At 70.5% G+C, this 12,142-nt stretch carries 11 protein-coding genes; 8 read left to right on the plus strand and 3 right to left on the minus strand.

Annotated features, from left to right (window positions below):
- Positions 1-128: 128 nt before the first annotated feature.
- Together ACFWPJ_RS11220 and ACFWPJ_RS11225 are read right to left on the minus strand one after the other, a co-directional pair.
- On the minus strand, positions 129-965 hold the full coding sequence (locus tag ACFWPJ_RS11220) for a glutamate ABC transporter substrate-binding protein (protein ID WP_378849731.1): 837 nt from the start codon (positions 963-965) through the stop codon (positions 129-131).
- A gap of 34 nt (positions 966-999) precedes the next feature.
- Positions 1,000-1,728 carry an amino acid ABC transporter ATP-binding protein gene (locus ACFWPJ_RS11225; protein WP_378849747.1) on the minus strand — a complete coding sequence of 243 codons (729 nt, stop codon included), beginning with the start codon at positions 1,726-1,728 and terminating at the stop codon, positions 1,000-1,002.
- Positions 1,729-1,951: 223 nt separating this feature from the next.
- Between ACFWPJ_RS11225 and miaB the strand changes: the two genes are divergently transcribed.
- Positions 1,952-3,496: a tRNA (N6-isopentenyl adenosine(37)-C2)-methylthiotransferase MiaB gene (gene miaB, locus ACFWPJ_RS11230; RefSeq protein ID WP_378849733.1), complete on the plus strand. Its 1,545-nt coding sequence runs from the start codon at positions 1,952-1,954 to the stop codon at positions 3,494-3,496.
- A 134-nt stretch (positions 3,497-3,630) separates the two neighbouring features.
- The gene (locus ACFWPJ_RS11235; protein ID WP_378849735.1) at positions 3,631-4,206 is read left to right on the plus strand and encodes a hypothetical protein; all 576 of its coding nucleotides are present in this window, start codon (positions 3,631-3,633) and stop codon (positions 4,204-4,206) included.
- Positions 4,207-4,351: 145 nt separating this feature from the next.
- On the opposite strand, the gene ACFWPJ_RS11240 is transcribed toward ACFWPJ_RS11235, so the two are convergent.
- On the minus strand, positions 4,352-5,731 hold the full coding sequence (locus tag ACFWPJ_RS11240; protein WP_378849736.1) for a DUF349 domain-containing protein: 1,380 nt from the start codon (positions 5,729-5,731) through the stop codon (positions 4,352-4,354).
- 263 nt (positions 5,732-5,994) lie between these two features.
- On the opposite strand from ACFWPJ_RS11240, the gene ACFWPJ_RS11245 reads away from it, so the two are divergent.
- The 6 genes from ACFWPJ_RS11245 to ACFWPJ_RS11270 all read left to right on the plus strand — a co-directional run bounded on the left by ACFWPJ_RS11245 (position 5,995) and on the right by ACFWPJ_RS11270 (position 12,076).
- Positions 5,995-6,768, plus strand: coding sequence for a hypothetical protein (locus ACFWPJ_RS11245; RefSeq protein ID WP_378849738.1), 774 nt, complete (start codon positions 5,995-5,997; stop codon positions 6,766-6,768).
- Positions 6,765-7,712, plus strand: a complete 948-nt coding sequence (gene miaA / locus ACFWPJ_RS11250; protein WP_378849740.1) for a tRNA (adenosine(37)-N6)-dimethylallyltransferase MiaA — start codon at positions 6,765-6,767, stop codon at positions 7,710-7,712. The genes ACFWPJ_RS11245 and miaA overlap by 4 nt, the downstream gene beginning before the upstream one ends.
- Positions 7,713-7,720: 8 nt before the next feature.
- On the plus strand, positions 7,721-8,545 hold the full coding sequence (locus ACFWPJ_RS11255) for a TrmH family RNA methyltransferase (protein WP_378849742.1): 825 nt from the start codon (positions 7,721-7,723) through the stop codon (positions 8,543-8,545).
- Between the two features lie 44 nt (positions 8,546-8,589).
- A complete protein-coding gene (dapF, locus tag ACFWPJ_RS11260) occupies positions 8,590-9,471 on the plus strand; it encodes a diaminopimelate epimerase (protein WP_378849749.1) in 882 nt (293 codons plus the stop codon).
- 171 nt (positions 9,472-9,642) lie between these two features.
- The gene (gene hflX, locus ACFWPJ_RS11265; protein WP_378849751.1) at positions 9,643-11,076 is read left to right on the plus strand and encodes a GTPase HflX; all 1,434 of its coding nucleotides are present in this window, start codon (positions 9,643-9,645) and stop codon (positions 11,074-11,076) included.
- 127 nt (positions 11,077-11,203) lie between these two features.
- The gene (locus tag ACFWPJ_RS11270; protein WP_378849744.1) at positions 11,204-12,076 is read left to right on the plus strand and encodes a lysophospholipid acyltransferase family protein; all 873 of its coding nucleotides are present in this window, start codon (positions 11,204-11,206) and stop codon (positions 12,074-12,076) included.
- Positions 12,077-12,142: the final 66 nt, after the last annotated feature.

Genomic DNA, 12,142 nt, shown 5'->3' on the forward strand with positions numbered 1-12,142 from the left:
TTGTGGTTGAAGAGCGGCTCTCACTGGGAGCACGCGGCGGCGGGGCGAGGCAGGGGGTTGTCGGGCCCAGACCACCTGGTGCGGGGGGGGGGGGCGGCGGGCGGCCCGCCCGCGCGGGGCGGAGGCGATCAGTAGCGGTCGACGGTGGGCGGCTGCGGGATCTCGAAGCCGGTGCCGGGGAAGGACTTCTCCAGCGCGGCCTTCCACGAACCGTCGGCGATCATCGCCTCGATCGCGTCGTTGACCTTGGTGCGCGCCTCGGTCTCGCCCTTCTTGATACCGATGCCGTAGTTCTCGGTGGTGAAGGGCTTGTTGACCAGCTTGTAGGAACCCGGCGACTGCGCGGCGTAGCCGGCCAGGATGACGTTGTCGGTGGTGACCGCGTCCATCGCGCCGCCACGCAGCGCCTCGATGCACAGCGAGTAGGTGTCGTAGGTCTGCAGCTGCGCCTGCGGGTACTTGTCCTTGATGTTCTGGGCCGGGGTGGAACCCTTCACCGAGCACACCTTCTTGCCCGCCAGCGAATCCGGGCCGGTGATGTCGGTGTTGTCGGCGCGCACCAGCAGATCCTGACCGGCGACGTAGTACGGTCCGGCGAAATCGACCTTCTCCTTGCGCTTGTCGGTGATCGAGTAGGTCGCGACGACGAGGTCGACCTGACCGTTCTCGAGCAGCGTCTCGCGCTGCGCCGACGGCGCTTCCTTGAAGGTGACGTTCTCCGGCTTCACACCCAGCTTGTCGGCGACGTACTTGGCCACCTCGACGTCGAAACCGCTGTAGGTGCCGTCGGTGTTGCGCAGGCCCAGGCCTGGCTGGTCGAACTTGATGCCGACGGTCAGCTTGCCTTCCTTGGCGTGGTCGAGCACCGACCCTTCGTCACCGCCGCCACAGCCCGCGGTGAGCGTGGCAGCCAATGCCAGTGCCGCGGCGCCGATTCCGACCCGCATCGCACGATTGATCCTCATCGAGTGTCCTTCTCCTGGTGATGTGGTGGGTGGGTCAGTGACTGAGAATTTTGCCGAGGAAGTCCTTGGCGCGGTCCGAGGAGGGCGCGGTGAAGAAGGTGTCGGGGGCGGTGTCCTCGACGACCTCGCCGTCGGCCATGAACAGCACCCGGTGCCCGGCGCGGCGGGCGAAACCCATCTCGTGGGTGACGACGAGCATCGTCATGCCCTCCTTGGCGAGGGAGACCATCACCTCGAGCACCTCGTTGACCATCTCCGGGTCCAGCGCCGAGGTCGGCTCGTCGAACAGCATCACCTTCGGGTCCATCGCCAGCGACCGGGCGATGGCGACGCGCTGCTGCTGGCCGCCCGACAGCTGAGCCGGGTACTTCTCGGCCTGGTTGGCGATGCCCACCCGGTCGAGCAGGGCGAGGGCCTGCTTGCGCGCCGCGTCCTTCTTGATGCCGCGCACCTTCAGCGGCGCCAGCATCACGTTCTCGAGAATCGTCTTGTGCGCGAACAGATTGAACGACTGGAACACCATGCCGACCTCGGCGCGCAGCGCGGCCAGCGCCTTGCCTTCGGCGGGCAGGGCGACACCGTCGATGGCGATCTCGCCGGAGTCGATCGGTTCGAGCCGGTTGATGGTGCGGCACAGGGTGGACTTCCCCGAACCCGAGGGGCCGAGGACGATCACGACCTGCCCGCGGGGGACTTCCAGGTTGATGTTGCGCAGAACGTGGAGGTCACCGAAGTGTTTGTCCACGTTGCGCATCGAGATCATCGGCGGCGCGCCAGCAGTGGCGGCGGCGGCGGCTTTCCCGGTCGCGGGTGCGGCGTCGTCGGTCATGGTCAGAAACCTTAGGCGTTCTTCGGAGATTTGCCCGGGTTTCCGTGACTCGCCGTCGCGGCACGCCGAAACGACACCGGCCGGTAACCTGCCGGTACCACGGGCGACTCCCGACCGCGACGCAGACCACATCGAGTGCGGCCCGTACCCTGGACGGGTGGATTCGAACGGACAGAACGCGACGGAGCGCGCGGCGACGCAGGCGCGCAGTTACGAGGTCCGCACCTTCGGCTGCCAGATGAACGTACACGACTCCGAACGCTTGTCCGGCCTGCTCGAAGACGCGGGCTATGTGAAGGCCGCGCCCACCGACACCCCCGACCTGGTGGTGTTCAACACCTGCGCGGTGCGCGAGAACGCCGACAACAAGCTCTACGGCACCCTGGGCCATCTGGCGCCGGTGAAGCAGGGCCGTCCCGGCATGCAGATCGCCGTCGGCGGCTGCCTGGCGCAGAAGGACCGCGAGACGGTCGTGCGCAAGGCGCCGTGGGTCGACGTGGTGTTCGGCACGCACAACATCGGTTCGCTGCCGGTGCTGCTCGAGCGGGCTCGGCACAACGAAGAAGCTCAGGTCGAGATCCTCGAATCGCTCGAGGCCTTCCCGTCCACGCTGCCCGCCAAGCGGGAGTCGGCGTACGCGGGCTGGGTGTCGATCTCGGTGGGCTGCAACAACACCTGCACCTTCTGCATCGTGCCCGCGCTGCGTGGCAAGGAGGTCGACCGCCGCCCCGGTGACGTGCTCGCCGAGGTGCAGGCACTGGTCGACCAGGGCGTGCTCGAGGTGACGTTGCTCGGCCAGAACGTCAACTCCTACGGCGTGAACTTCGTCGACCCGGAGCAGCCGCGCGATCGTGGCGCCTTCGCCCAGCTGTTGCGCGCGACCGGGCAGATCGAGGGCCTCGAGCGGGTGCGGTTCACCTCGCCGCATCCGGCCGAGTTCACCGACGATGTCATCGAGGCGATGGCGCAGACCCCCACCGTCTGCCCGCAGCTGCACATGCCGCTGCAGTCCGGCTCCGACCGGGTGCTCAAGGCGATGCGCCGTTCCTACCGCAAGGAGCGTTTCCTCGGCATCATCGAGAAGGTGCGCGCCGCGATGCCGCACGCCTCGATCACCACCGACATCATCGTCGGCTTTCCCGGCGAGACCGAGGAGGACTTCCAGGAGACCCTCGACGTCGTCCGCCGGGCGCGGTTCACCAGCGCCTACACCTTCCAGTACTCCAAGCGGCCCGGCACGCCCGCCGCCGAACTGCCCGACCAGCTGCCCAAGGCGGTCGTGCAGGAACGCTACGACCGGCTGATCGCGCTGCAGGAGCAGATGTCGCTGGAGGCCAACCAGGCGCTGATCGGCACCGAGGTGGAGCTGCTCGTCGCCGAGGGCGCGGGCAAGAAGAACGCGGTCACCGCCCGGATGAGCGGTCGCGCGCGCGACGGCAGGTTGGTGCACTTCCGGCCCGGCGCCGACGCGGGGATCCGGCCGGGCGACATCGTCACCGTGGACATCACCGAGGCGGCGCCGCATCACCTGATCGCCGACGGTGTGGTCAAGTCGCACCGGCGCACCAGGGCGGGCGACGCGCACGAGCGTGGCGTCACGCCCAAGACCGAGCCGATCGGTGTCGGCCTCGGTCTGCCGCGGATCGGCGCTCCGGTCGTCGAGCCGGTGGTCGACGGCTGCTCGACCGGGTGTTCGGCGTGAACGGTTCGGACGAACCCGAACCTACTACCGGTCGTAGTGGGTCGGGTGACGGCGACTCATCCGGGGATGGCACAGTAGAGCCCGGCGCACACGAGCCCAGCAACGATCAGCCTGCGGACAGGAGTGACGACGCGGTGAACCGGGTGGACGACAAGGAATTCGAACAGTTCCGCGACGAACTCGACGCGGTGGAACGCCGCATCGCCGGCGAGATCGATCCCGGCGCACGGGCGCTGGTCGTGGCGGGCGCGGTCTTCGCGCTGCTGATCTCGCTGGTGCTGCCGACCGCGGGCACCGCGCGCGGCTTCGACGTGCTGCTCGATACCGACGCCGCGGGCGTCGAGCACATCGGCCTGCCGTCGCGGATCTTCGTCTGGCTGGTCATCGTCTTCGGTGTCGGCTTCTCGTTGCTGGCACTGACCACCCGCCGCTGGGTGCTGGCCTGGCTGGCCTGCGCTGGCTCGGCCGTCGGCAGTGTGTTCGGCGTGCTGTCGATCTGGCACCGCCAGACTCCCGGGCTGGGCAACTACGAGGGCGCGGGCCCCGGCATCGGCCTGATCCTGGGCACCATCGCGATCATGGTGCTCACCTTCCACTGGGTTCGCGTCGTCTGGAGCCGCACCGCCGTGCAGCTCGCCGCCGAAGAGCAGCGCCGCAACGCCGCCCGCGAAGCCGAGGACCGCGACCGCAAGCGCCTCACTGGCGAATAGAAGTAGATCCGCCGATCAGCGGCAACTGATTTCGTCAGTACATCGGTAACTCGCCGGGTACGCCCAGAACTATCGGCGCACTCCGGCGAGCCCGGTTGCCAGCCCGGCCCGCTCCCCACGACCGGCAAAAGTCGCGGGGAGGCGGTCACAGATTGCTGACGGCGCCCTCGGCGGCCTCGGCCCACTCACGCCACTGCTTGGCTTGTTCCAGGGCCTTCTCCGCGTCGCGCTTCTTGCCCGCCGCGGTGGCCTTGGCGGCCTGCTCCTCGAACTGGGCGACCCGCTCGCGGAACTGCGCGGCACGGGCGACGGCCTCCGGGTCGGTGCGGCGCCACTGCTGGTCGGCGGCGTCGCGCACGCGCTTCTCGATGGCGCGCAGCTTGCCTTCCAGCTCCTGCATGCGCTCGCGCGGCACCTTGCCGATGGCGTCCCACTTGTCCTGCAGTTCGCGCAGCGCGTTGCGGGCGGCGTCGAGTCCGGCGGCCGGGTCGATGTGCTCGTAGGCGCGCAGCAGTTCCTGCTTGGCGGTGGCGTTGTGCTCGAACTCGGCGTCGCGCTCGGAGACCACAGCGTTGCGGGCGGCGAAGAACACGTCCTGGGCGCTCTTGAACCGGCGCCACAGTGCCTCGTCGGCCTCGCGTGGCGCGCGGCCGGCGGCCTTCCACTCGGTGAGCAGATCGCGGAACACCGCGGCGGTGCCGGTCCAGTCGGTGGACCCGGACAGCTCCTCGGCGCGCACGCACAGCTCTTCCTTGCGGGTCTTCGCCGAGGCGCGTTCCCGGTCGAGCTCGGCGAAGTGGGCGCCGCGGCGGCGGTTGAACGCCTCGCGGGCCTTGGAGTACCGCTTCCACAGCGCGTCGTCGACCTTGCGGTCGACCCCGCGGATGGACTTCCACTCGTCGAGGATCTCGCGCAGCCGGTCGCCCGCGTGCTTCCACTGGGTGGACTCGGCGGCGATCTGCTCGGCCTCGGCGGCGAGGGCTTCCTTGCGCTCGGTGTGCTCGTGCCGGGCGCGCTCCTTCTCCTCCTTGGCGTGTGCGGCGGCTTCCTCGGAGTGCTCGGTGATGGCCTGCAGGCGCGTGGCCAGACCGTCGATGTCGCCGATCACGGCCGCGGTGGGCAGCGTCTCGGCGATCGCGAGGGCGGCGGCCTTGGTCTTGCGGGCGTCGGCGCCGGCGGCCAGCCTGGCCTCGAGCAGCGCGACCTCGGTCGCCAGGTCGTCGAAGCGGCGGCCGAAGTGCTCGAGCCCCTCGGCGGCGTCGCCCGCCTGCCAGGAGCCGATGACGCGCTCACCGTCGGCGGTCTTCACCCAGGCGGTGCCGTCCTCGTCGACGCGGCCCCACTTGCTCGGGTCGGTGACGGTCGGCACGACGACGGCGTGCGGATGGGGTTGATCGGGTCCCGGCGCCGGTTTCACGGCGTGCGGCTTCGGCGGACGCGGAGACTTTCCGCCGGGCTTGGGGGTAGCGGAGGGTCGCGGGCCCGGACCGGGGGTGGGCTTCGCGGTTCCGTTGCTGTCGGTCATTGCTCTCCGTCCCTGCCGCGCGTCACGGCTGCCTGGTTACGCCCTAGCACATCCCATTGAACCCGGTTCGAGCCGAGGAAACCATCGATCCCAGGGATCGGATGCCGGATTTCCTGGGATTTCGTCCCGGACGACGTGGGTAGTCGCACCTGAAAACACTAGCAATCTCGGCGCGCATCACCGCGCCGGACACTCGCAGACCGCAGCCGGGTCGCGGTGCGGCGGGTGCCGGGCCGCCCACGCGGTACGGCTACGGTTACGGCGTGTTCTCGATAGCGGCCCTGGTCCCGTCGCCGCCGATGCTGGTGCCCGAACTGTGCGGGCGTCCCGTCGCGTCCGGCGGCGATCCCGACGACCCGATCGCGGTGCTGCGCGCCGCGGCACTCGACGCCGCGTCCACACTCGCCGCGTCCGCCGACCGGTGGACCGTCGTCGGCGTCGGCGCCCACGACCAGAACTTCCCGCCCACGACCAGAGGGACGTTCCGTGGTTTCGGCGCCGACGTGGTCGTCGGCCTCGCCCCCGCGGGCGAGAAGCCGGGCCCAGCAGACGCCCAGCTTCCCCTGCCCGTGCTGGTCGCCGGATGGTTGCGCGAGCAGGTGGCGCCGGGGATCTCGGTGCGCGCGCGGCTGCTCGCCGCCGACGCGTCACCGTCGGACTGCGCGCGCGCCGGCTCTGTGTTGCGGGCCGAACTCGACGCCGATCCGGCGCCGCACGCGGTGCTCGTCGTCGCCGACGGCGCGGCGACGCTGACAGTCACGGCGCCCGGCTATCTGGACGAGCGGGCGGCGCCGGTGCAGCAGGCCCTCGACACCGCGCTGCGATCCGGCTCGCGGTCCGGACTGGCCGTGCTCGACCCCGCGCTGTGCGCCGAACTGCTGCTCGACGGACGCGCCGCCTACCAGGTACTCGGCGGTCTGTTCGCCGACGATCCGGCCGATCCGCGGGTGCGTACCCTCTACCAGGGCGCACCCTATGGCGTCGGCTACGACGTGAGCGTGTGGCAACCGTGTGGACAGGAAGGTATCGACGAGTGACGAGCAGGCCAGGGCGCCCGATCGCGGTCGTCGGCCCCACCGCCACCGGGAAATCCGATCTCGCGCTCGATCTCGCCGAACGGCTCGGCGGCGAGATCGTCAATATCGACGCGATGCAGCTCTATCGCGGGATGGACGTCGGCACCGCGAAACTGCCGCCCGACCAGCGTCGCGGTATCCCGCACCACCTGCTCGACGTCCTCGATGTCACCGAGACCGCGACGGTCGCCGCCTATCAGAGCGCCGCGAGCGCGATCGTCGAGGACATCATGGCCCGCGGACTCGTCCCGGTGATCGTGGGCGGCTCGATGATGTACGTGCAGGCGCTGCTCGACCAGTGGGATTTCCCGGCCACCGACCCGCAGGTCCGCGCGCGCTGGGAGGCGCTGCTCGCCGAGGGCGGGGTGCACGCGGTGCACGCCGCGCTGAAGGAAGCCGACCCGGTCGCGGCGTCGACCATCCTGCCCACCGATGGCAGGCGGATGGTGCGCGCGCTCGAGGTCGTCGAGCTGACCGGGCAGCCTTTCGCCGCCTCGGCGCCGACGATCGGCACGCCACGCTGGGACACCACCATCCTCGGCGTCGACCGGGAGACCGCGGCCCTGGACGCCCGGATCGAGGCACGCACCGCCCTCATGTTCGACACCGGCCTGGTCGAGGAGGTGCGCGGCCTGATCGAACTCGGGCTGCGTGAGGGCCAGACCGCCCGCCGCGCGATCGGCTACGCCCAGGTGCTGGCCTATCTCGACGGCGAATACGACCTCGCCCACGCCCGTGAGCGCACCCTGATCGGCACCCGCCGGTATGTGCGCAGGCAGCGGTCGTGGTTCCGCCGCGATCCCAGGGTGGCCTGGGTCGACGGCGCCGACCCCGAGCTCGCCGCGACCGCGCTGGCCCTGCTCTCCCAGCACCACCCAGACCCGACAGGACGGACAGCGCAGTGACGCGTCGAGTGAGTACCCGCAACGCCTCGGTGCAGGTGTGGCAGGCCTACCTCAACAACCGGACGAAACGTCATCGTGACGGCCGGTTCCTCGTGCAGGGCGTGCGCCCGATCACCCAGGCGCTGGCCAACGACTGGCCGCTGGAAACCCTGCTCTACCGGCTCGGCACCCCCGAGCTGTCGAGCTGGGCGCGCGAGGTGCTCGACACCGCCGACGTGCCGCAGGTCGGGCTGGTACCCGAGCTCATGGCCGAGCTGGGGGAGAAGGCGGCGAGCGTGCCGGAGATCGTCGCGGTCGCGGTGTCCCAGCAGCCCGACCTGGCCGACTACGCGCCCGGCGAACCGGGGGAGGACGCGCCGGTCGTCGTCGTGTTCGACCGCCCGAACTCGCCGGGCAACCTCGGCACGCTGATCCGGTCCGCCGACGCCTTCGGCGCGTCCGCCGTGATCGTCACCGGCCACGGCGCCGACCAGTTCGATCCGCAGGCCGTGCGCGCCTCCACCGGTTCGCTGTTCGCCGTCCCGGTGCTGCGTGCCGCCGGACCCGCGCAGGTCCTCGAATTCCGGGACCGCCAGGTGGCGCGCGGCATCCCCACGCGCATCGTCGGCACCGACGAGGACGCGCCGAGCACCATCTACGACTACGACTTCACCGAGGCCACGATCCTGGTCGTCGGCAACGAGACCACCGGGATGAGTTCGGCCTGGGCCGAGGCGTGCGACGACCTGGTCACCATCCCGATGGGCGGCACCGCCAGCTCGCTGGGCGCGCCGTCGGCGGGCGCGATCAGCCTCTACGAGATCGCCCGCCAGCGGCGCACCTTCGCCCGGTAGCGCGGCACTCGGCGGCGAAGAGGACAATGACGACCGTGTCCGACATCGAATTCAGCAAGGGCAACGGCACCCAGAACGATTTCGTCGTGCTGCCCGACCCGCAGGTCCGGCTCGACCTGACCGCCGACCGCGTCGCCGCGCTGTGTGATCGGCAGCGTGGCCTCGGCGCCGACGGCGTGCTGCGCGTCGCCAAGACCGGCGCGCTCGTCGACGCGGGGGTGCTCGAGGCGCTGCCCGACGGCGTCGGCCGTGACGACTGGTTCATGGACTACCGCAATGCCGACGGCTCGATCGCCGAGATGTGCGGCAACGGCGTGCGGGTGTTCGCGCACTACCTGAACGCGTCCGGGATGGAATCGCGCACCGAGTACGTCGTCGGCAGCCGCGCGGGCGCCCGGCCCGTCGTGGTGCACGCGGCGGGACCGGTCGAGGGCGAGGTCACCGTCGACATGGGTGTCGTGCGTGAACTCGGCCCGTCCACCGCGACCCTGGGCGGCTGGGCGCTGCCGGGGATCGGCATCGATGTCGGCAATCCGCATCTGGCCTGCGTCGACGAGGGACTCACGGCCGACACGCTGGCCAAGCTCGACCTGGCCGTCTCGCCCGGCTTCGATCCCGACCTGTTCCCGCACGGGGTCAATGTCGAGATCCTCACCGCGCTGGGTCCCGACAATGCCGTCGACATGCGCGTCTACGAACGCGGCGTCGGCGAAACACGGTCCTGCGGAACGGGAACCGTCGCTGCCGCGGCCGCGGCACTGACCGCCACCGGTGTCGCGGTCGGCACCGGTTCCGGCGAGGTGACGGTGCGGGTACCCGGCGGTCAGGTGCTGGTCACCATCGACCAGGGCCGGGCCTGGCTGCGCGGTCCGTCGGTGCTGCTGGCCTCCGGCACGCTGTCGCGGGACTGGTGGGACGCGCAGTAGCCGGATAACCGGATGCGCGCTGTCACCGTGACGTGGCAGCATAGAAGGCGTATGACGAAATCGAAACCCCCCACCGAGCCCACCTCGGCCGAGCACACCACCGCGGCCGATCCCGACGTGGCCGCCGACCGCGGCGACGTCGACGACGCGCTTGCCCGCCACGCGGCCCGCATGCAGCGTCCCGGCTGGGCGCCCGAACCCACCGTCGGCGAGATGCAGCTCGACGAGCGCTCCTCGCTGCGCCGTGTCGCCGGGCTGTCCACCGAACTCACCGACATCACCGAGGTCGAATACCGGCAGCTGCGCCTGGAACGGGTCGTGCTGGTCGGTGTGTGGACCACCGGCAGCTCCGCCCAGGCCGAGGCGAGCATGGTCGAGCTGGCCGCCCTCGCCGAGACGGCGGGCTCGGAGGTCCTCGAAGGCCTGATCCAGCGCCGCGACAAGCCGGACCCGGCCACCTACATCGGCTCCGGCAAGGCCGAGGAACTGCGCACTGTGGTCCTCGACACCGGTGCCGACACCGTGATCTGCGACGGTGAACTCACCCCGGCGCAGCTGACCGCGCTGGAGAAGGTCGTCAAGGTCAAGGTCATCGACCGCACCGCGCTGATCCTCGACATCTTCGCCCAGCACGCCACCTCCCGCGAGGGCAAGGCCCAGGTCGCGCTCGCGCAGATGGAATACATGCTGCCGCGGCTGCGTGGCTGGGGTGAGTCGATGTCCCGGCAGGCCGGTGGCCGCGCGGGCGGCAACGGTGGTGGCGTGGGTCTGCGTGGTCCCGGTGAGACCAAGATCGAGACCGACCGCCGCCGCATCCGCGAGCGGATGGCCAAGCTGCGCCGCGAGATCCGGGAGATGAAGACCGCCCGCGACACCATGCGCGCCCGTCGCGCAGGCAGCGGCGTCCCCGCGATCGCCATCGTCGGCTACACCAACGCGGGCAAGTCCAGCCTGATGAACGCGCTCACCGGGGCCGGCCTGCTGGTGCAGGACGCGCTGTTCGCCACCCTGGATCCGACCACCCGCAGGGCCGCGCTCGACGACGGCCGCGAAATGGTGTTCACCGACACCGTCGGCTTCGTCCGCCACCTGCCGACCCAGCTGGTCGAGGCGTTCCGCTCGACGCTGGAAGAGGTCACCGGCGCCGACCTGCTGCTGCATGTCGTCGACGGCTCCGATCCGCTGCCGCTCGAACAGATCAGGGCGGTCCGCGAGGTGATCACCGATGTGATCAAGGAGCAGGGCACCGCCGCACCGCCGGAACTGCTGGTGGTCAACAAGATCGACGCGGCCGACCCGAACGAGCTCACCCGGCTGCGCGGGCTGCTGCCCGACGCGGCCTTCGTCTCCGCGCAGACCGGCGCCGGGGTGGCGGAGTTGCGCGAGCGGCTCTCCGAGGTGCTCGGCGGGCTCGATGTCGACATCAGCGTGCTGCTGCCCTACAGCCGCGGCGATCTGCTCGCGCGCATCCACGCCGACGGCCGGATCATCTCCGCCGAGCACGAGGAAGGCGGCACCCGGGTCAGGGCGCGCGTGCCCCAGGCACTGGCCGCCCCCCTGTCGGAATACGCCCATTCGGGGCCGGCCGAAGTCGTTCCGAGCTGATCCGATCAGCCGGGTTTGCCGCGGGGTAGCGGCCAACATTGATGCGACACAGCCATTTTCGGGCGCTATGGTCGATTGTCGACAGCAGGAGGGTGTTATGTCGAATGACCAGTGGGGTCCAGAGATAGTGAACGAGAACAGGGCGGTATCGGTCGAGCAGGGCGACCGGATCCTCTCCGACAACGCGCCGTTGAACCCGAGGCCGAGCGAGTGGGAGATCCGTGCGTTCGAGGCGGTGTTCGCGCCGGTGACCGCGTGGGCGAGCCCGCGGTTCTACGGCTTGGACAACATTCCGGCCGAGGGCCCGGTGCTCATCGTGGCCAACCACAACCTGCTCGGCGGGATCGATGCGCCGCTGCTGATGCCGGCGATCCTGCGGGAACGCGGGCGGCTGGTGCGCGGGCTGGCCGAGCATGTGCTGATGGTGCCGGGCGTGCGCCAGCTCCTGCACCGCTTCGGCGCGGTGCGCGGGACGCGCAACAACTGCCTGGCGCTGCTCGAGCAGGGTGAAGCGGTGGTCGTGTTCCCCGGTGGCGGCCGGGAGGCGATCCGCCGCAAGGGCGAGAAGTACGTGCTCAAGTGGGAGGGCCGGACCGGGTTCGCGCGGATGGCGATCCAGGCTGGGGTGCCGATCGTGCCGCTGGCGATGATCGGCGTCGACGACGCGTTCGACATCGTCTTCGACGGTCAGCATCCGGTGATGCGCCCGCTGCGCTGGACGTGCAGCCTGCTCGGCATCAACCCCGAGCTGAACCCGCCGATGGTCAAGGGCATCGGCCCCACGCCGCTGCCGCGACCGGAGCGGTTCTACTACTCCGCGGGCGCGCCGATCGACCCGACGCCGTGGCTCGAGGCCGAGGATCTCGATGCCGCGGCCGCCGATCTGCGCGATGTGGTCCGCAAGGGCCTCGAGGAGGAACTGCAGTTCCTGTTCACCGAACGCGACCGCGATTCCGGCCGCACCCTGGTCGGCCGCCTGCGCGGCGCCCTGCCGTTCTGAGCCGGTTCGGGGCCGCGGCATGACCCCGGCGCCGCCCCCGGTAACCCCAAAAAGGTCCCCAATCGC

The organism is Nocardia sp. NPDC058497, from assembly GCF_042720195.1.
Lineage (GTDB): Bacteria > Actinomycetota > Actinomycetes > Mycobacteriales > Mycobacteriaceae > Nocardia.